At 51.3% G+C, this 19,357-nt stretch carries 23 protein-coding genes; 21 read left to right on the top strand and 2 right to left on the bottom strand.

Features of this window, described 5'->3' with window-relative positions; genetic code table 11:
• The first annotated feature begins 186 nt into the window (after positions 1 to 186).
• The 6 genes from JOY50_RS13415 to JOY50_RS13390 all read left to right on the top strand — a co-directional run bounded on the left by JOY50_RS13415 (position 187) and on the right by JOY50_RS13390 (position 6,653).
• Positions 187 to 2,457 carry a replication protein RepA gene (locus tag JOY50_RS13415; protein WP_243055389.1) on the top strand — a complete coding sequence of 757 codons (2,271 nt, stop codon included), beginning with the start codon at positions 187 to 189 and terminating at the stop codon, positions 2,455 to 2,457.
• A gap of 151 nt (positions 2,458 to 2,608) precedes the next feature.
• Positions 2,609 to 3,304, top strand: coding sequence for a hypothetical protein (locus tag JOY50_RS13410; RefSeq protein WP_243055388.1), 696 nt, complete (start codon positions 2,609 to 2,611; stop codon positions 3,302 to 3,304).
• 39 nt (positions 3,305 to 3,343) lie between these two features.
• A complete protein-coding gene (locus tag JOY50_RS13405) occupies positions 3,344 to 3,832 on the top strand; it encodes a hypothetical protein (protein ID WP_243055387.1) in 489 nt (162 codons plus the stop codon).
• A gap of 3 nt (positions 3,833 to 3,835) precedes the next feature.
• On the top strand, positions 3,836 to 4,342 hold the full coding sequence (locus JOY50_RS13400) for a hypothetical protein (RefSeq protein WP_243055386.1): 507 nt from the start codon (positions 3,836 to 3,838) through the stop codon (positions 4,340 to 4,342).
• Positions 4,343 to 4,361: 19 nt separating this feature from the next.
• Positions 4,362 to 4,967 (top strand): hypothetical protein, encoded by a 606-nt coding sequence (locus JOY50_RS13395; protein ID WP_243055385.1) that lies wholly within the window; start codon positions 4,362 to 4,364, stop codon positions 4,965 to 4,967.
• 129 nt (positions 4,968 to 5,096) lie between these two features.
• Positions 5,097 to 6,653, top strand: coding sequence for a terminase large subunit domain-containing protein (locus JOY50_RS13390; protein WP_243055384.1), 1,557 nt, complete (start codon positions 5,097 to 5,099; stop codon positions 6,651 to 6,653).
• Here the strand turns inward: JOY50_RS13390 and JOY50_RS13385 are convergent.
• The gene (locus JOY50_RS13385; protein WP_243055383.1) at positions 6,625 to 7,128 is read right to left on the bottom strand and encodes a hypothetical protein; all 504 of its coding nucleotides are present in this window, start codon (positions 7,126 to 7,128) and stop codon (positions 6,625 to 6,627) included. The genes JOY50_RS13390 and JOY50_RS13385 overlap by 29 nt on opposite strands.
• 171 nt (positions 7,129 to 7,299) lie before the next feature.
• Here JOY50_RS13385 and JOY50_RS13380 point away from each other — a divergent pair, with 171 nt between their 5' ends.
• From JOY50_RS13380 to JOY50_RS13350, 7 genes are all read left to right on the top strand, one after another.
• Positions 7,300 to 8,607, top strand: a complete 1,308-nt coding sequence (locus tag JOY50_RS13380; RefSeq protein WP_243055382.1) for a DUF4055 domain-containing protein — start codon at positions 7,300 to 7,302, stop codon at positions 8,605 to 8,607.
• Between the two features lie 21 nt (positions 8,608 to 8,628).
• Positions 8,629 to 8,946 (top strand): hypothetical protein, encoded by a 318-nt coding sequence (locus JOY50_RS13375; RefSeq protein ID WP_243055381.1) that lies wholly within the window; start codon positions 8,629 to 8,631, stop codon positions 8,944 to 8,946.
• Positions 8,947 to 9,005: 59 nt separating this feature from the next.
• Entirely contained in the window at positions 9,006 to 9,374 is a 369-nt protein-coding gene (locus JOY50_RS13370; RefSeq protein WP_243055380.1) for a histone-like nucleoid-structuring protein, MvaT/MvaU family, read from the top strand.
• Positions 9,375 to 9,428: 54 nt separating this feature from the next.
• Positions 9,429 to 10,235 carry a hypothetical protein gene (locus JOY50_RS13365; RefSeq protein ID WP_243055379.1) on the top strand — a complete coding sequence of 269 codons (807 nt, stop codon included), beginning with the start codon at positions 9,429 to 9,431 and terminating at the stop codon, positions 10,233 to 10,235.
• 189 nt (positions 10,236 to 10,424) lie between these two features.
• Entirely contained in the window at positions 10,425 to 10,742 is a 318-nt protein-coding gene (locus JOY50_RS13360; protein WP_243055378.1) for a hypothetical protein, read from the top strand.
• Positions 10,739 to 11,386: a hypothetical protein gene (locus JOY50_RS13355; RefSeq protein ID WP_243055377.1), complete on the top strand. Its 648-nt coding sequence runs from the start codon at positions 10,739 to 10,741 to the stop codon at positions 11,384 to 11,386. Before JOY50_RS13360 ends, JOY50_RS13355 begins: the two co-directional genes overlap by 4 nt.
• Before the next feature lie 241 nt (positions 11,387 to 11,627).
• On the top strand, positions 11,628 to 12,152 hold the full coding sequence (locus JOY50_RS13350; RefSeq protein ID WP_243055376.1) for a hypothetical protein: 525 nt from the start codon (positions 11,628 to 11,630) through the stop codon (positions 12,150 to 12,152).
• Between the two features lie 362 nt (positions 12,153 to 12,514).
• Here the strand turns inward: JOY50_RS13350 and JOY50_RS13345 are convergent, their stop codons facing one another.
• Complete coding sequence (locus tag JOY50_RS13345; RefSeq protein ID WP_243055375.1) at positions 12,515 to 12,775, bottom strand: hypothetical protein; 261 nt, start codon at positions 12,773 to 12,775, stop codon at positions 12,515 to 12,517.
• Positions 12,776 to 13,354: 579 nt separating this feature from the next.
• Here JOY50_RS13345 and JOY50_RS13340 point away from each other — a divergent pair.
• The 8 genes from JOY50_RS13340 (at position 13,355) to JOY50_RS13305 (ending at position 19,338) form a co-directional block, all read left to right on the top strand.
• On the top strand, positions 13,355 to 13,699 hold the full coding sequence (locus JOY50_RS13340) for a hypothetical protein (RefSeq protein ID WP_243055374.1): 345 nt from the start codon (positions 13,355 to 13,357) through the stop codon (positions 13,697 to 13,699).
• A gap of 25 nt (positions 13,700 to 13,724) precedes the next feature.
• The gene (locus JOY50_RS13335; RefSeq protein WP_243055373.1) at positions 13,725 to 14,372 is read left to right on the top strand and encodes a hypothetical protein; all 648 of its coding nucleotides are present in this window, start codon (positions 13,725 to 13,727) and stop codon (positions 14,370 to 14,372) included.
• An 80-nt stretch (positions 14,373 to 14,452) separates the two neighbouring features.
• A complete protein-coding gene (locus JOY50_RS13330) occupies positions 14,453 to 15,244 on the top strand; it encodes a hypothetical protein (RefSeq protein WP_243055372.1) in 792 nt (263 codons plus the stop codon).
• A gap of 130 nt (positions 15,245 to 15,374) precedes the next feature.
• Positions 15,375 to 16,538, top strand: coding sequence for a P22 phage major capsid protein family protein (locus JOY50_RS13325; protein WP_243055371.1), 1,164 nt, complete (start codon positions 15,375 to 15,377; stop codon positions 16,536 to 16,538).
• Positions 16,539 to 16,627: 89 nt separating this feature from the next.
• Positions 16,628 to 16,939, top strand: a complete 312-nt coding sequence (locus JOY50_RS13320; RefSeq protein ID WP_243055370.1) for a hypothetical protein — start codon at positions 16,628 to 16,630, stop codon at positions 16,937 to 16,939.
• Between the two features lie 4 nt (positions 16,940 to 16,943).
• Positions 16,944 to 17,663 carry an Ig-like domain-containing protein gene (locus JOY50_RS13315; protein ID WP_243055369.1) on the top strand — a complete coding sequence of 240 codons (720 nt, stop codon included), beginning with the start codon at positions 16,944 to 16,946 and terminating at the stop codon, positions 17,661 to 17,663.
• The gene (locus JOY50_RS13310; protein ID WP_243055368.1) at positions 17,656 to 17,964 is read left to right on the top strand and encodes a tail fiber protein; all 309 of its coding nucleotides are present in this window, start codon (positions 17,656 to 17,658) and stop codon (positions 17,962 to 17,964) included. Before JOY50_RS13315 ends, JOY50_RS13310 begins: the two co-directional genes overlap by 8 nt.
• Before the next feature lie 51 nt (positions 17,965 to 18,015).
• Complete coding sequence (locus JOY50_RS13305) at positions 18,016 to 19,338, top strand: hypothetical protein (RefSeq protein ID WP_243055367.1); 1,323 nt, start codon at positions 18,016 to 18,018, stop codon at positions 19,336 to 19,338.
• Positions 19,339 to 19,357: the final 19 nt, after the last annotated feature.

The following is a 19,357-nucleotide window of genomic DNA, read 5'->3' as shown; positions in this document are numbered from 1 at the left end:
GGTCGATAATTAACCTATCTGGCTAAGAAGGACTTAAATAGATGAGTAATTTGCCATCATCTAAGGTATGTCGGAGAAAAATATTTAGTCAAATCTGAAAATAGGTGTTGCAAGCTGTCTCACTCAAGTTCGATACTTAACTCAAGACGCAAGAGAGACGTCTTAAAGTGCAAGTGAGTCAGCAAAATGCAAAAGATCACCGCCTACGCAGTCAACGCCACTATTGTCGGCCACGAAACCATCAGCTCCGACGACGTAATGAAAACCGTCGAAACTCTTCGCACTGACTATCCTAAGGTTTCCCGTGTTATCAACATTGATGGCAATGTAATCCCTGCGATCAAAGCAGCATTGAAAACCGCATCGGGTATCGCATCGGGCGAAAAGGGCGTCATTGCAAAAAACGTATACGACTTGTCGAAAGTCGAGCTTGCAGTATTGATCGCGTCAAACGACTCCAGCGATGAGGCGTTTGATCGCGCGGCTTACGAGATCTCCCGCGACGCCTTCACATCTGGTGGAATTGACGAAAAAGCAAAAGCCCTCGCTGACGCGTCTGGTCGCAGCCACGAAGCGTGCTTAAAGCTGATCAATGCAAAGCTGTCTCGCAAAACCGCTGAGCTCATCTCGCATCTCAAAGCACTCAAGGACGAGGGCCAGGCTCCGCGTGACGCCGTCGAAGTCAGGGATTACATCATAGCGACCGAAGGCGCAACTCTCCTGGCACTCCCCACTGGATATGGCAAAACCAGCGAGATCATCGAGCCAGTTCTCGCTGATGAAATGGAAGCGGGAAAAAAAGTCCTTGTAATCAGTCACCGCCGCTCAATCAATAAAAACATCGCCCAGATCCCAGGCATTGTCAGCTACGACGAGTGCGACACCCCAGACGTACTGCAAAACGCCAAAGGCCTGAAAATCGTCGTCAACTCGCTGTCTGCCAGCAAATTCAAAGAGTTCGTGAACTCAGCTGACGTAGTAGTCATCGACGAAGCATCCCAGGTGATTGCACACGTCCTCGGCGGCGAAGTGAAGCACCGCGAGGCCGTTTGGAACGCTCTTCGGTTTGCCATCAAATCAGCCAAAAAAGTGATCTTGGCTGACGCTGACATCAACACCAGATGCGTTGATCTTCTCGCCGGTCGAGAAGCGAAGCTCTTTAAGATCGCGCAGGATCACAGCGACATCACTGTCAGGACTTCTGACTCCAGTTCAGTGCGTGGCCTGATCGTCAAAGCCGCCATTGAGGGTAAGAAGATCCTCGTGTCATGCGACGTCGCGCGTGAGGCCCTGGCGCTCGGCAAGTACATCGAAAAGAAAGCTAAGCGCTCTGTACTGGTCATTACAGCTGACAATGCGAAATGGGAAGCTCAGGCGGCGTTTATCGCGAACCCAAATCAGGCAGGCCACGAGATTGTCATCTACAGCCCAGTCATCACTAGCGCGCTGTCGATCACATCAAGCCACTTCGATGCCCACTTTGGCTTGTTTAGCGGCCAGGTAGTACCGTCAGACGCGATCCAAATGCTCCGTCGTGACCGGACTGCTGCCAGCTTTACTGTCGGTCTCAAGAACCCAGATTACAAAAAGTCCGAAATCGTAGACATCACCTTCAGGAAAGAAATGGTGGCGACGGAGGAGCTTCTGCGCTGGCTCACGATCAGCGCCGAGGCCAAAACCAAAATCCGCGAAGCGATTGCGGCTGACAATGCACCATCCGCTTTTGATGCACTTCGGTACGACCACTGCTCTTGTGAAGCATGGCTAAAAGACAACATCTCCAACACCCTGCCAGCACTCCTCTTGATGCAAGGCTTCAACGTCGAAGTCCTAGAACAGGATGATGTGATGTCCACGGCTGGCTTCGTCGCTGACTCCCAAGGCCGCAAAGCTGTCAAAAAAGAGACCGCTGCCAAGTTTCTCAGGTCTGCAGCAGCCAAGACCGAGGTCGTCCAGGCGGTGCAAGACTCCGGTTCAAAAGACGAGACTGAGTACATGGCGGTGATCAGGGCCCGTGCCCAGGAAGTCATTGGGCGCCCAGATCTATCAATCGAAGACGCTAAGCTTTGGGGCGATGGCGAAGGTGAGTCCAAGATCAAGCTTTTCAGGAAACTCTACAGCGTCAACGAAGTGACCCATGAAGAAGAAATGTCTGTGTTCTCGAAGATCCTGCCGGCAATTGCGGAAATGTCGCTTACTAAGGGCTGGAAAGCAGACGACTCAGCAGACCTGTTCGACAGCCTCAACAGCATCCGCTCGAAGGTCATCAGCCTTGGCATCAACATGCCTCGCGCCAACACGGTCAAAGCTAAGCAAGCTGCTGTAACTAACATCTTGAAATGCTTCGGACTCAAGACGCGCAAAGTCGACGGCGGCAAGTCCGGTGACTACTACATCATCGACAACGACTCGCTAACTCTGATGTCTAGCTACATCAAAATCAGCACTCCGCTCTAAGCATTCCCTGGGCCAAGGACGGCCCGCTCTCTATACCAAATAAATTTTCTTTGTCAAAGATCAAATTATTTTGACTTTAGCTATTGCACGGCTAAAGGCTCATTTTTAATATGTACATATAAGAGCAAAAACAACAATAAGAGCCTTATATATGAATATGCAAGTCAAGCTTCCGCAAACCATCGACATGGCCGAAGTCGACGATCTTCGCAGGCCTCTTAGGGAGGACTACAGGAACATTGATCGCGACAAGCTTGAGCTCATCACCAATACTTGCATTGCGGCACTCGATAAGGTCGACTGGAATGCATACAACGAACAGCGGTTCGGTCGCAAACCAGTTACAATTGACAACGTAATATTCCTGCCGTCGCTGCCTCCCGTGCCCAAGCCATTTCGCTCTTGGCCTGAAGTCAAGCTAGGTGTCTTTAGTCCGCTTAAAAATCTCGAGTACGAGCCAAAATCACACAGGGTTGAGTATGTGATTCGTCATACGTATCAGCCAGATTGGGTCGACGCTCTAAACGATAGGCTGTTTTTCGACGCTAAAGGTGTGATCGCAAGCCAGCATGACGCAGCAAAGTATCGCGCTGTCGCTAGGGATAACGGGGTTCATTTGATATTCGTTCTTGAGGCGAGAAATGTAGATTGCCCATTTGCTAGAAAGCGAAAGGACGGAACAAAAATGACCCATGAGGAGTGGATACGTAAGGAAAAATTTGATTACTGCTACTTAGACGAAATTAATGAGTTCTACAAGTCGGCTCGATACAAATTCCTCGTCGAAAACTTCGGCAAAGGTCTACCGCGCCTTGAAGAGACTTTGCGCACAAACCGCAAGAAATAACTGTTACAATATTCGCATAACTATAATAAGAAAGCTGTCATGCGAAAGATCCTTGGTATCGACCCTGGCCTCTCAGGAGGCCTGTCCATAATTGACGAACATTTTAATCTTGTTGCTTGCTATCCAATGCCGACCGTGGTCGAAGAGGACGGCAAGCGCAGGGTTGATCCCGTTGCTGCCTTCAACCTTCTTTCGCAGTACGACATTGCCTTGGCTGTGGTCGAGAAAGTTGGCGCGCGGCCAGGGCAGGGTGTTACGAGCATGTTTAGCTTCGGCGATGCCTTCGGAGCCATACGCGCTGTCGCCGCCCTGGTCGCCAAGGAAGTCAGGTTCACCAGGCCGCAAGAGTGGAGGGGCTGCCAGGGGCTCACAGGCTTGTCCAAAGAGCAGATCGCCGAGGTGGCTTTCGAGGTCTTCCGGGCTGAAGCTATCTACGGTCGCAAGAACAAGAGCGGCGCGCGGGCCATCAAGGACGGTATATCCGATTCGCTGATGATTGCCAAAAGTGGCGCGCGGCTTTTGGAGTGACTGATGGCAGCGAAGGCACTCACTAAAAAGATCATCGCTGATCTGGAAAAATACATCACCCAGACGACAAGCCTGAAGATCGCCTGCGGCTGTGCCGGGGTGCCTTCATCCACTTTTTTTGCGTGGCAAAAGGCCGCAAAAGAGATCGAGGAAGAGGGCAAGAGCGAGTCTGACTTAACCAAAGATGAGATGTTGCTGCTGGAGTTTCTGGAGCGCATTGACTTAGCGAAAGCAAAATCCTGTAAGCCCGCCATCGACGCAGTGATGAAGGCCATAAAATCCGGTGATGCAAACCAAGCCGCGCGCCTGCTCTCGCGTCGTATGCCGGAAGAATTCGGCGACTGGAATCGAAAAGAAGTCACGATTCGACAAGAAACGACCGAAGAATCCAGTACTGGCATCGCCCTCATCCCATCCATGGGCTCTGACAACGATCTCGATCAACTCCTGCAGCAACAGCAATCAGAAGCTTTGTTGCTCGCAAAAACCAAAACAAACGAACTCTCATAACAATAATAAGAAGGGTAGAGTGATGATCAAGCAAAGAAGCTGGGGCGACTGCGGAATTGCAACGCTCATCAATGCAGTCTCTGACAACAGATTTACATACTTTAACGGCCCTGGTGGTTACGAACGCTTAGTCGAGCTTTTTGAGGGGCGTAACAGCGGAATCACAATCCAGGAAGTCTCGGCAACCCTGTTCTTTTGCGGATTTACACCACTTTACCTACCCCTGAGCGGGTTTAGGACTGAGTCCGGCATCAGCAATGCTCACGTCATTCACACCGAAATCATGGACTATGCAATGAAAGGTGAGAAGGCTGTACTTCAGGTGAAGACCAAGTCCGGCCTTCTGCATCTGGTCTACTTCGATGGTCGAAATATTTGGGATCCCTCGCCAAACTCTGGTGAGCATCCAGTACTGAGCGATTACGAATCCATCGTAGATGCTGTTTTCTTCAAACGCGCTAAAAAGCGATGCTGGCTCAAGGATTACACTCGCAGCGCTATCCCAAAAGTTACCACTCTTGGCCGCAAAATCGCCTTTGAGCTCCGGGTGTTTGCGGGCAATCCTACTGCAAGGAAAATTGCTGAATACGAAAAAAGCCGTAAGTCGCGCTCCGGTGATTTGTGATCAACGGCGATCAGGCGTTTGTGCGCAAACAGGGCTCTTCCACGGTGCCGCATGCGGTACGCGAAGGTGCTTTGTGACCCACAGATAGAACAAACAATAACCAAATAATAAGAACTATAAGGTTACCAAATGAACACATTAAGGGCCTGGAACGGCTTAAAGAGCAAAATCGGAAACATTATCCCAATTGCAAAAGCGGTCAGAAAGGTTGTTTGGGAGCCGATCCCAGGAGCTGATGGTGGCCTGAGCTCCCAAGGGATGCTTCTCCTCACTGGCCAACCTCGGAATCTCGTCAAAGAAGTCCTCTTTCACGGTTCCAGGGGCAACGGGAAATCCGAGTGCTTGCTGATGGCATTCGGTCAGCATGTCGGTCAGGGCTGGGGTAGCTACTGGCGTGGCGTGATCCTACGTCGTCAGTTTTCATCGCTAAAAGACTTGATCGTCAAGAGCCACAGGCTTTTCCCGAAGTTGTTCCCAGGCGCTACGTACAACAAGTCGATGCGCGAGTGGACTTTCCCAACTGGAGAAGTCCTAATATTCGACTACATCGAGAAGAAGGAGCAGTACGAGGCTAAGTTCCACGGTCAGGAATACAGCTTTATCGGCTGGGACGAGCTGACCACCTGGGCTACAGACGAGATCTACGAGTCCATGATGTCGACGCTCCGGACGTCGTACCAACCCACCAAAGCTCAGCCGCTGATGCCCCCACTACAGGTGCGCTCCACCACCAACCCATGGGGCGTCGGAAAAAGGTGGGTCAAGGCCAGGTTCATCGACGGCAAAATCAGCGGCCAGATTGAGTACAAAAATGGCCAGCGGGACAAATGCGCGATCTTTGGCACCGTGTTCGAGAACCCACACCTCAATGACGAATATAAAGCCTGGTTGCGGACTATCAGTGACCCAGCAAAGCGTGCCAGCTGGCTGCTTGGGGACTGGGAAGCCGTTGATGACACCGCGATGTTCGCTGCTCTCTGGAAGAAGGATGTGCTGCTCATGCAGCCGTTCACCATACCCGCACATTGGAAAGTCGAGCGATCCTTTGACTACGGCCAGTCGACACCTTTCTGTTGTCTTTGGACTGCGGAAGCCAACGGCGAATCTGTCCTCGTCAACGGCAAGCCTTTCTGCCCGCCCAAGGGCTCCATCATCGTCGTAGGTGAGGACTACGGTACTCCACTGAACGCAGACGGCACTCAGCAGAAGCGTGACCTAGGGCTGTTTTTGAGCGCCGGCAACATCGGTAAGCGCCTGAAAGCTAGGGAGCTCAAGCTGCAGGAGACCATCCTAAAAAGCCATGCGAAAGTGACGCCGGGGCCGGCTGACAATCAGATTTTTAATGGATCGAAGGTCGATCAGGGCACCGCACCGACCGTAGCCAAAGATCTTGCCGCCGAGGGAATGACTTTTGTAAACAGCGACAAATCGCCGGGTTCTCGCGTGACGAGTGCGCAGCTCATGTTCAACCGGCTGCAGGCGACGATTGAGCAGGATCCCAGCAAGCCGCACATCTATTTCTTCACGAATTGCAGGTTTCTGACTTCTTCTATTCCTGAGCTTCAGCGTGATGAAGATCAGCTTGATAGCGTGGCTAAGTGCGGCGATGACCATGCCTGGGACGCGCTTGCATACCGTTTGACTTGGAAGCGACCAGTTACATCAGTGCAGCAAGGCGTGCGGTGAATACAGGGCTCTTTTCATTGTAGTACCACTTGATGACCTCCATGTTCTGCAGCTTCGTTCGGAATGTGATGGATTCAATGTGGTTTGATGAGAATACTGTATATGCGTGGTTCGGTTCTCTAATTAATTCAAAGGTGCATATTTTGGTGCCAAACTCCTCACGGACTTTAACGTGCCCCCACATTTTCTGCTCTCGTAAAAGCTCACGGTTGGTGCCAGTAATTATGTCCGATGGGTTGCCTGGGCATTTTTCGTAGACGTGTAAGGTGATGTGGTTTTCAACGGAAAAGTCGACCATGACTACGGCTGCAGAGTTGTACTTTTTTCCTGGTCGCCATAGCCTGCGAATTCTTCTAGCCAGCTTATCCTCAAAGATGGCGCGAGATATCTTCTGATGCTTCTTGTCCCTCTCCCAATAAACTACGCGCATCCACCTATAGAGATCTTCATGAGTGCCAATTCCACGAGTAGCCATTTGATCACTCCAAATCATTGGTGGAGACAAACCTACAGCCCGTTTGCGGACTTGTAAAGTATGTGTTTACGCTTACGAAATTAGGGAAGTTTCAAAATCCACCAAGTTTCGTGTCAAGCACTATTTGATAAATGATAGAATATTTACATAACAATAAGAGGCATTAGCAAGATGTCCGTATCGACGCGCACCCTGAGGTGCCAAAAATTTTACGATGATCGCGAGCTGATCCGCGCCGTTCGAGGCGGGACGCAGGCGCTCAGAGCTGCTGGAACGAAGTACCTTCCGCGAGAGCCTGGCGAGTCACAGGACTCACACCGCAGGCGCCTGGACAGGTCTTTTCTGACGAATTACACCGACCGGACGGCCAAAAACCTCGCATCTAAGCCATTCACGCGCCCGTTAGTTTTGAAAAGTGAAAACTATCAAGACCTCGCGGATGAGTACCTAAAAGCTGTTGACGGTAGGGGAACAAGCCTGAGCGGACTGGCTTCGACGGTCTTCGAGGATGCCTTGTGGAACGGTTCGGGCTTCATTTCCGTCGACTGCGCTGTTCACGGTGGCCGGCCTTACGCATATCACCTCTCGGGAGACCACATTCTCGGATACAGACTCGATGAGGACGACCGCCTGACCGAGATCCGCATCCAGGAGAAGGCCGTGGTTGCTGACGGCGAGTGGGGCGAGAAAGAAGTAGTGCGGGTGAGGGTGTTCAAGCGCGAAGGTGAGCACGTTACCTGGTCACTCTACGAAGAAGACGGCACAGCCGTGGCGCTCGACCAGGCGTTTGCGCTCAAAGAAATCCCTGTCGCTCCGGTGCATTCATCAGCCGTCGTCGCCAGCGGTGAGCTCTTTGCGCCGCCGCCCTTGAAAGATCTGGCTTTCATGAACGTACAGCACTATCAAGAGAGCTCAGATCAGTCGAACATATTGCGGATTGCCAGAGTGCCTGTGCTTTTTGCATCGGGTGTTGCGGATGACGCCGCCATCGCGATTGGTTCGGAGTACGCGATCAAGGGCGATGCTGGGGCTGATCTGAAGTATGTTGAGCACAGCGGTGCGGCTATCGGTGCAGGGAGGGATTCCCTGAAAGACCTGGAAGCGAAAATGCAGAGCTACGGTTCAGATATGCTCGAAAATACAGGGGCTGTCGAGACTGCTACAGGTCGGGCGCTGCGAGCTGGGGAGACGAACAACAGGGTAGCGCTGATTGCTCTCAATCTGGCGTCGGCGGTAGAGCGGGTGCTGGGGTGGATTGCATACTTCAACAAAGTCGCTGAGCCTGATTTCCACGTCGACATCCACACCGAATACGGGATCAACAGCTCGGCTGAAGAGCTGGCGGCGCTTGCTAACGCCAGGGCGATGGGTGATCTGTCTCGGGAAGATTACCTCCAAGAGCTGAAGAGGCGTGGGTCGCTGAGGAACGATTTCAGCCTCAGTGATAATGCAGATAGACTCGCTGTAGAGCTCGCGTAATCTTAGCAACTGGAGATGCCTGTGAATATCCATGAACTGCACGATATGTACAGCTTGGAAGCCCACAGGCTTGTGGCCAAAAAGCTGCTGGCAGATCCGGGGCTGCTGGATGTCGCAAAGGCTAACTTAGCCAAGATTGCTGACGAACTCCCTGAGTCGTCAGTTGTCGTCCAAGAATGGGGGATCGTCTTGATGTGCAATGTCGAGAGCATTTGCGAGTTTATCACTCAAGACAACGATCACCTGCGCGAGTTGCGACAGTCTTCGCCCTTTTCGGGATTCATTAGTAAAACTGAGCGCGAGGCCTTACGCAAGGCTATCTACGATAGATTTACTTGACGTGGCTATTAGTACTTGTGTAAAACCTGCTTCAAATATACCCGAACATGAGGATTCTTATGTCACGTCTTGCCGAATTCCGCGCACTCGAACAGCAACTGGCCGCTCAACTGGCCGAGCTCGAAGCCCTAAAAAATGACGACTCGCTCAAAAAAGAGATCGAGTTCGAGCAAAAGCTCCGCGATCTGCTGGCCGAGTACGGCTACAGCCTGCGCAATGTGATCGCCATTCTTGATCCACAAGCTGCAAATCGCCGTTCTGCTCCAGCAGTGCAGACCAAAGCTGAGCGCAAACCCCGCCAGGTAAAGCAGTACAAAAATCCACACAACGGCGAAACGATTGAAACCAAAGGCGGCAATCACAAGGTCTTGAAAGAATGGAAGGCCAAGTGGGGCGCCGACGAAGTCGAATCTTGGTTGGCTAAGTAATACTGTTTGAGTACAAATCAGGGCCCTGCGGGGCCCTTTTCATTGGATACGGATATGTGGGATTTTTTGAAGGACAGGTTTGAAAGGAGGCTTTGTGCCTGGGCAGTTGGTGCTCTGCTTTGCCTGTGTGCGGTCAAGGTGAAATTTCCGGCAACCGACTACATGCTTTCAGACTGGCCCAAAGTCGTGATCTTCTTTCAGTCGAAAGCCTTTGAAGACATCGTGGGAGACCTTCTGACGGGGTTGATCGCAGCCTACTTCTTCTACTTGGTGATCGATGTCGTTCCTCGACTCCGCAAGGAAAAGCAGGTGATGGTGGTCTTAAATCGGCTGGTGGCTTCTGTCGTTGACTCTTACGCCACGACCGACTGGTTTGGACATACCAAGGAGATCACTCAATTCGATGTCGGCCTTCTGACAACCGAAAATATTGACACGCTAATCAACGAGGTGAAACAGGAAAATCCGAGTTTCGGAAAGCTCAAGTGTGCTCTATTTACAGCTCACTCAAGGCTATCAGACTTCACCTCGACCCTGAACCTTGCGGCTTCACTGGGCTCTGAGCGTGCTCTGCAGTGGCTGGTGCTGACTGACAAAGTTCGTTTACTTGTCGACAACTACGAAAAGCATCCAGAAAGCGATGACTATGAGCCGATTCATGTATACGGTAGCAGAAGAGCCGAAATCGACGACACAGCGGCTGATTTCCTTCAGTACGAATCAGCGCTGAATAGCTTTCTGGAGAGCCTGCAGTTCTGCGTGTTAGAGTACCTTGAGCAGGCCAGAAACTGGATCAGCCCAACCCCCGCTGGCGATCTATTGGAAGCATCGACCGACCCCGCCGCAACCAAAACCGACTGAATTATTTCAGGTTGAGTTCGAAAAAACTAATGGCCCCAGCGGGGCCTTTTTAGTTTTTGCTGTTCATGAGATCAGGCGGGGTGATGGCTAGTTGACATCAAAACTTTTTGTTTGTTAGTGTGTGTGGCACAACGACATCAAGGAGTAGATGAATTGGCAATACTATATCGAACGGGCTGGATCATTTTGATGATCTTAGTCGTTGCGCCTGGCTTCATCATGGCCGGCCAAGTTGATGGCATCACATACACGGAAGCCACCGCTGTCGTGACGGAAAATATTCATTATTGGTTCTCCATTCCTTGGGAAGTAGCCGCTGTTTTAAGTCCGGTTGTGGCATTTGTGGCTCAGTTATTTCCCGCATCGAGTGCAGTTGCAGTAATGGCCGGAGAGATGGTATGGGAGCACCTTGGGGTGATTCTCACGTTCTTGTTCTTCGCGACAATCAAGCCGCCGTTTTACGCAAAAATCCAAAAGAAATATGAACTGCAGGGGCAGGCAGCATGAAGTCACGTACTTTCAAGCAAGCAGTATGCATCCTTGCGACATTTTGGGTTTTGGTTGAGGTTTACTGGGGTTTCAGCAGAAGCCCGATTGATGACCGCTGGACGGGCGAGGTAAGCATTGTCAACGTGTTCAAACCAACCAACGTTGACGCGACAATGACCATGGATATGATCGACCCTGGGCTCATCATGAACCGGCGCCCGGACGTTGATAAGCCAGGGGCTCGCATCAGCTTTGACGGGTCGCAGGCCGACGGTATCCAGAAGCTTGGTGTTTCAGCCGCTTTTTTTGAGAATCCAGAGAGCTGGAAATTCAGCCAAGGCTTCTGTGCGCTCAAATTTGAGAAGCATCGTGGCTCGGGTGGTTCATGGATCAACGGCCATGAAGATGTACGAAAAGTGGCTGTGATAGATTACGAGTCAAACACCGCAGGCTGCTTTAACTTTGAGCTTGGCGTTGTCGACTTTGATCATATTGAATTCATGATCGTTAAGCCGGGCCAATCAATCACAAATCGCGAAAGCCTGAAGAACGTCGTTTTTGTTGAGCTGAAGCGCGACAGCCGTGTTAGCTTCATTCAGCGGCTGATCATGCGAGCTCGATTCTCGTCTTGGGTCGATAAACCATCTCTCATAGATGCATAAAAAGAAGGCCCCACGGGGCCTTTTTTATACAGAGCCGTGGTTTGCAAGAATAAGCATTGCAGCGCCAACGGCCATCATCACAACTCCCACAACCATCTTTTTAACGCCGCTGCGCATACCAACTCCAGCCCTAATGGCAAAGGGCCTTCTTATACCGGAGGGGTGGGTTGCCGTCAAACTGCGGAGCGGCCTTTGGATCAAACGGCTTTGAGGGGGTTGAGCTGCGTGCTACGTTGGGCCCATGAGCCAGCCTTTGTTTGACCTCGATCTTTCTCGCGTTACCCGTGAGCATTACATAACGGGTAAAGCCGCGATCAATTTCCCTTTTCCCGGAGTGACGACTGGCGGATGGCATTTTCTGTCGTATTGGGATCGAGCTGCAGGCATTGCGAAGGTGTCGCTAGCTGGGATTCACTACCCGGATACCACGAATTTTTTCGGTGATGCCGGAATCTGCGATGTCACCCAGGTGCTGGGGAGGCTTGGTTGGGTGGTTGCAGGCCAGGCGATCTACATAGCGGATCACTACAGGGCTGCAGCGGATATGGTCATCCGCTGGGCATTGAGCGAATCGCCGCACTGCAATGTCGAGATTGAGGAGTGGTTTCCTGGCGATGATGACAAGCAGCGGTTCGTCGATCTCCTTTTGACCGCTAGGCTTAGGCTGGGGGAGCTGGGGCGGCTTGAGAAAGTGTATTCCTGGTTGAGTGATCAGCTGGGGTTTCGCGGAGCGGACTGGATGCAGTATCTGCCGTCGTCGTCATAGATGAAGTACACACGGGTGGGCGACCACAAGTGCTTCTTGTGCACCAGCGTTTCGTCCAGGTTCGATGAATACCCTAGCTCGTCCACATTTATGATCTGAGCCAAATCACTGTTGCTGAAGTCATGCACGCATTCTTCGAAAAAGACTTCAGGTTCTTTCTTTGACAGAGCTGTACTAAGAAAGTCGCGGAGGGGCATTTCGATTGTGCCGCTGTAGAGCCAAGCCTTGTATTCAGGGGAGTTGAAGCTCATGACGACCTCTTGGTTGCTGTCAACTCAGGTGTTATAGCGCAGGGCGGCAGGGTCGTCAAAGCTGAGAGAAAAGGCACTACTGGGGCATGGGTAAGTAGAGAGCCCAGGTTGCTAGCTGCTCTCATTTGCAAAACCAGCAATAATACCTGAGCGATCTCTGAATGCTGGTTCTGAGAGTTGATTTTTGTCGAAGAAAATATCCCACTCTTCTTGAGTGACGCTTCTCATCGTCTTGAAGGTGTTCGAGCGGTCAGCTCTGCGCTGAATGTTAACAGTGAGACCGTTGCTCGTAGCTCTGAACATTGCGCCGCCGTAATAGAAGCAGCTGGGTCTGTAAATTTCTTTGAATCTAGTGCCGGTTTGATTGCCCATTTTGTGATTCCCGTTTGCGTTGGAGTTGATGTTTAAATTCTGGCAGTGGTGCTCAAGAGATAGCAATAACTTTTTTTGGCGGGAGTATGGCTATTTACTATAAATATCATAGCTCAGATGCCGGATTCCCTTTGGTTTAAAGGGATTTCTAGATTTTGCGTGGGGGCGACTCCTAGAAAAATATTTTCATTTGATAGTAACTTGCTATTAAATTCACAGGTATTTTACGGCAATATGCTATCAATTTGCGCCCGGTTGGCAGCGTTAGACGACTAAAGGCAGTCTCTCTTAGCCAAATAGCCTACTGCCACCACCCATGCCCCCCATTGTTTTCTTCTTTATATAGAGAGGAGGGCATCGGGGGTGAGGATGGGAATGCTGCAGCTACCAGTTTGGCTAAGAAAAACTTGAATAGATTGGTGAGAGTCATCATCACTGGCCACAGAATTAACAAGTTCAGTTGATTTAGACTTGCTGGCAAACTATTTTCAGGTATATGCAAAATAGTTCTAGACAACGATAAATCTGTCTGGCTACTATTTACTTAATAAGAAAAAGAATGTCTAAAAGGCATCGGTAATGACGCTAATCACATCAGTCACATCTGCGACCGTCGACATCTGCGCCATCTATCTGGTCGGCGGATACTGCGGTCATCGAGACAACGGTACGCGCAGCTACACTCCGCCACTGCACATCTTTCGTGCCGGGTACAAAGAGCGCTTTGCAAAGCTCTGCGCAGCTGCCGAAAAATTCGAACCGCAGGCACTCAGAGCTCTAAGAAAACTTGTCGAATCAGAACTCCGGCGCGCCAAGTGGCTTAGGTTTGATGGCAAAGAGTATACATTTGAGATTAAGTCTTTTGATCCGCCAGCCATCGGCTTCTTAATGAGAGAAGTGATGGCACAGGTTAACCCGCTATAACAATAATAAGAAAAGGGTGAGAACAATGAGCAAAATCCTTAAAGACTTTATCGTTAGCTGTGTCATCGAGTCTGACTATGTCGCTCTCAGCAGTCTCAAAGAGCAGGAGGGTGGTGTGCTCGACAGTATCTATCTGCCGATGTCGCGAGAGCTGCGTGCAGCTGAGTTGATGATGGGTCGACACTCTCTGGACTACGTCTACTCAGATCCGCAGCGCCTGACGCTGATCGAGCTAGCCAGGGTTTTTGGGACTGTCCAAGTACTCAAAGGCGTCACCAATTACGCGCTGCCAAACGATCTTGCACTTGTTGAGCACTTCTTGAGCAGCGGGGAATTCGACAAGAACTGCCGCTACGAGCTTCGTAATTTCGCAATGGCAGCGGCGAGACAGGGGCAGACTGAGGTTGTGCGGGCAATCGTTAAGTGGATGCTGAAGAATTTGAGCAAGACTGATCTGCCGGAGATAATCTACGAAATCTATGAAGTGGATAGTGATCCATGGATATTCCGCAAGATGTACGAAACTGGGTTGCTCGTGACAGTGCTAAACGCCGCACGCATTGGACGGTTCGGCATCCTCCCTGCGCTGCTTAATGACTTAAATGAAATGCAAGAGCTGGAGAAGTTGGAAGTGCTCACCGCGATCTTTAGAAAGAGAACTAGGCGAGCGTAAAAATATTTTCAAGTCAACCCCTTTTGATCTTTTTGTTGTTATAATGGAAGCATAACAATAAGAAGATCCTCGGGGGATCCATGCAACACTCCAACAAACTCGTTGTATTCCAAGCCTTCGGCGACGAAGAAGGTGCTAACGAGCCTGGGGCTCAAGTACCGATCACTGAAACTCCTGAATTCCAGGAAACCCTTCGCGCCGAGCTCGCCAAAGCCCTTGCAGCCGAAACTGGCGGTTTGAAGTCAAAGAACGCAGAAATTCTGGCTGAAAAGCGGAAAGTCCAAGAGCAGCTCAACGCTATTTTGGCTCAAGCGGAAGACGAAGCGGATCAAGCGGCATTGAAGTCCGGGAAGATGGATTTTCAGGCGTTGTTGGATAAACGCGTTAATGCCGCCAATGCTACTTGGCAGGAAAGGCTCCAGTCTGAGCAGAACGAGAAGGAAGAGCTGCGCAAAGCAGTTGAGGCTGAGAAAGTCCGATTAAAGCAGTTTCAGATCAAGCAGCTGATTGGAAATGAAGCCCTGAAAAATGAGTTCTTCCAGCCAACCGCCATCGACGACCTGATCAACCTGGCGGGTGGATCTTGGGAACTGACCGACTCGGGCGAACTGGTTAGCCGTGACCAACATGGTAACGTCGCGATGGGCAAATCGGGTCGAGCGCTGACTCCAAAAGAGTGGATTGAAAGCCTGACTCAAACTCGTCCGCACTACTTTAAGACGATGCCGGGATCTGGCGGTAAGCAAGGTACTGGTGGTGCTGGTAAATCAGTTAGTCGCGAAGAATGGCAGAGTATGATTATGCTTGCCGACGCTAAGACTCAGTCTGAACTTTTCGCGAAGAGAACGAAAGGCGAAATCGTTGTCAGTTAAGTAAGGCCGAAGTACCTGGGCCTAAGCCAAGGCCCAGATCCCCTGCTGGTCGGGCCAGCGACTGTTTTGCTCTGTGAGCGACAGATACCTCAGAAATACCAAATAAAAACAATAATAAATAGGTATATACATGTCTCAAAGTAATGCACTCGTTGTCCTGCGCGCCTTCGGCAATGATTTCGAAGCGCTGATTAACGAAACTATCCTGCCGGTGGCTATGTCCCGTTTGCGCGGCCAGCTGACTATGCCAAGGCTCATTTCGGTCGATAAAGCAGACGAGGCCAAGAAAGTTGGTGAATTGGTTCGCGTCAACAAACCAGTGGAGTTTGCTCAGGCTGACGAGCACGGCACTGGCGGTTCTGTTGCTACAGACCTGAACGTCGAGAAAGTCGAACTGCGTCTGGATCGCCATGTGTATAAGGAGTTCAAGCTCTCTGATCGCGAGTTCACTGGCATGCAGCCCGGCGTGATCCCTGATGCCCTGGCAGCTGCAGTGGATGTCCTGGCTCGTACTGTGAACGAGGCGATCTTCAACATGTACGCCGAGGTTCCGTACTTCTCGGGCGTGCTCACCTCAAGCAACGCTCGCGACAAGAAAGACCTGATCCAGGCTCGAAAATCCCTCAACAATCGAAAAGTGTTGGGTGACAAAAACCTCGTGCTGACTTCCGACACGGAAGCAGATTTGCTCGGCATCTTTACCGTGGGCACCGAACAGCCGGCAGAGAAAGAGGGCATCATTGGTCGCCGCTTTGGTTTCGACGTATACAGCGACGTTCAAGCCCCGATGCACTTTGCCGGTAGCGCTTCGGCGAGCAACGGGATCAAAACCTCAGTGGCTGGTAACGTCGGTTCGAGCCTGCTCGTACTGTCGGGTGCAGGCGCAAACGCAACGTTTGTTAAGGGTGACATCCTGACCGTCGCAGGCAGTGACCAGGTGTTCGCTGTGACTGCTGACATTGCCGCTGATGAGGATGGTGCTGTTGCTGTAGCTGTCACTCCAGAAATCACCACGGCCATCGCCTCGGGCACCTCGGTAGCCGTAGTTGGCGATCACCCGGTCGACCTAGCTTTCAGTAAGTCTGCGTTCCTGATCGCCTTCCGCCAGCTGGAAACCCCGGCTAATGCCCCAGGCGTGACCATGGGCAGCATGACCGATCCGGAGACCGGCATCACTCTGAGGCTGCTCAGCTGGTACAACGCCAGCACCGAATCAACTCACTGGAAGCTGGAAACGCTGTTCGGCACCAAAGCCGTGGCTCCAGAACGCGCAAGCCGACTCGGCGGGCACTGATAGAGCTGGCTCGCTAGAGCCGCAGGCGTAACCAAGCCCTCGTTTGCTGCGCACCAGCTGCGGGGGCTTTTCACTTTCAGGAGCTCAGAATGAGTGAAGTAACAGCAACAACGGAACGCAACGGAGCAATCCTGCCAATCGTTTCGCCTGGTATATCTCGCGGGAAATCAGCCCTGACGCAGGGCGCCACATTTACAAGCGAGGTCATCCAGAGCGAAGCGTTTTACATCTTCTGCCAGTCACTGATCCACCTGGCCGAAGGTGACACTGTCACAGACAACGACGCACCAATCGACCCGCGCGGCGGCATCTATTTGAATGCAAACCGGGGTAAGCGAATCAGTGTGCGGCTGCTGGCTGGGGAAGAGCCGGCGACAGTTTGGATTCACGAAGTGAGATGAACTGATGAATCTGCCTGGCCGCAATCTCTTATCGCTCACTGTTTATCATCTGCGTCGTGTCGTTCGGCTGGTGATCGGTGTGCCGACGACTCCGGAGCCAGGAGAGGTGAAACCTGGGGAGGGCGGCGGCACTGTCGTCGGCGGCGGTGGAGCGACCCCTGGTGATGACGTAGAAGTCACTCTGCCTGGCGGTGAGACCGGCTCGGGCGAAGTTGGTGACGGCGGCGAATGGGAAGTCGAGTTTCCGGATGTGCCGTACGACCCAGACGTGGAGCCCGGCGACGTCGACGTGGTGACTAAGCCTAAGCCTGGCGAACCTGTAATCGAAGTTATTACGCCAAACCCCGATGGTAGCGTGACAGTTGGCGGCGGAGCAAAGCCGGGCGAAACCGTTGAGGTCACATTCCCTGACGGTTCTGTCGGCAGTGGTACTGCAGACGACAACGGAAACTGGGCAGTAACGTCACCAACCCCGCAGCCACCCGACCTGGACTCGGATGATCTAACAGTCGTATCGAAACCAAGTCCATGGCAAGAGTCAGTGTCCGGCGCGGACGCTATTTGGATGGAAATTCTAAGCTACGATTTCGTTGAGTGCGACGATGACGGTGATTACATCGTTTTCGAAACTATAGTTGAGTTAGATCCTGCACTGATAGTTGAAACAATGAACCCGGACGGCTACGAAGTAACAGAGGGTGGGAGGTATATATCCTTTGGCTAAGATAAACGCTTTACCAGGATTCGCGGGCGGCAGCGACGCAGTAGCACACGTCTCGAAGTCCGGTACTTCGCAAAAGATTCAGGTCAGCCAGCTGGTCGATGCTCTGGGCCACATCCTGAGCACTGGTGACATCGTGATCCGTCCGAAAAAAACATATGCTGACGCCCTGATTTGCAATGGGCAGACATACCATTCAAATGCATATCCACAGCTGGCAGCAAAGCTCGGTGGCGGCGAAGCGTTTAACGTGCCGAACATCCAAATCAATGCAAGCAATATCAGTTACTATATAAAGACATAAAGCCCTGGTTTGCCATCAAACCCACATTGCAGACAACAACAAGAGAGCGCAATGACTACACCAATCAAAATCAGTGAGCTCCCGGCATGGGAAGGCGACACCAGCATGTGTTTGCATGTGAGCAATTCCGGCCACTCTCAGAAGCTTGCTGTTTCCGATATCGCTAGTCTGGGCACTGCTGGATCTGGTTTGGTAACTGGGGATATTGTACTCCGGCCTGATGGTGTCTATCCGGGGTTGCTGAAAGCCGATGGTGCTGTTTATGACGTTATCGCGCATCCGGGGCTGTTTGATGTGCTGTCTGAGAGGCTTGATAGTAAGTATCAGATTTACGGCTTGGAGTATTTGTCGCGTATCACTCTTGAGGGATTAGATTCGTCTAAAGCGATTGTTGATGCATGCTTCTTCGGTGATCGTATTGCTGCTGTTTCTGCAGATGGTACTGCTGGGGTTTTTAATCTCGACGGAAGCTTGGCATCCAATAGTGTTGATCTGGGAGTGGGCGGCAGTTCGCTTGACAAGTTCTACAAGGTATTCGCTACGGCTAATTCGGTGTACTTCAAGAATAATTCTACTAGCCAGCTATATGCTTACGACAAAATAGCTGGTGCTGTTGTTGAAGTCGGAAATATAGTTGTGAGTCGTGACTATGTTCCGGTTTCTGTTTCGCTGACAGAAGATGTGTTTCTAACTACTCCAGGTTCCGGCAGACTCGGCGTCAGCATATTCAATGTAGACCAGCTGGCATTTACTCAGCTTGATAAAATCACCGAAGACCTTGGCGCCGGAGCCCTGTTTATTAAGTGGAATAGTGAAGTCTGGACGCAGAAAGAGACTGGTAGTCGTGATTTTTGCAAGGTTATCGATCTGCTGACAACTCCAAGGCTTGCTGATGAGGTAGTCGCAAATCCTGTGCCGGGAGTCGGAGTCACCGCGTACACTGGAGTTTCAGACTACATCTATTTCCAGATCGAGCTGAACGGTGTTAACTGGAGGCTCGATACAGCAAATAACACGTTCGAAGCAGTGGCCGAGTATCACGAATCGTCCGGCTATACCCGACTCTTACCTTATTTGAACGCGGCTGTCAGAAGTGATACCTCTCTTGATGATCCAGGTGCAGTAGCGTTGTCTCTGATTTCCTATGACTTCTGTGAGAGCTGGCAGCAGTTACCAGACTTTAGCGGCAGCAGGATTGTAAGCTTGAGCGATACGTATGCTCTGCAAGCTGGAAAAATGACAACTGCCGGCGCACCTGACGGATCATCGGGTAATGTGCAGATATCCCGACTGTTACTCAACGACAGCCAAAAATTCCGTGTTCCAAGTCTAACTTCTAGCGTCACCGGCTTCAGTTATTACATCAAAGCCTGATGTATAATGAAAATAAATA

Source organism: Pseudomonas sp. BP01, assembly GCF_022760795.1.
Taxonomy (GTDB): Bacteria; Pseudomonadota; Gammaproteobacteria; order Pseudomonadales; family Pseudomonadaceae; genus Aquipseudomonas; species Aquipseudomonas putida_Q.
Note: the sequence above shows the minus strand (reverse complement) of the source record. Positions and strands in the feature narration are given on the sequence as shown.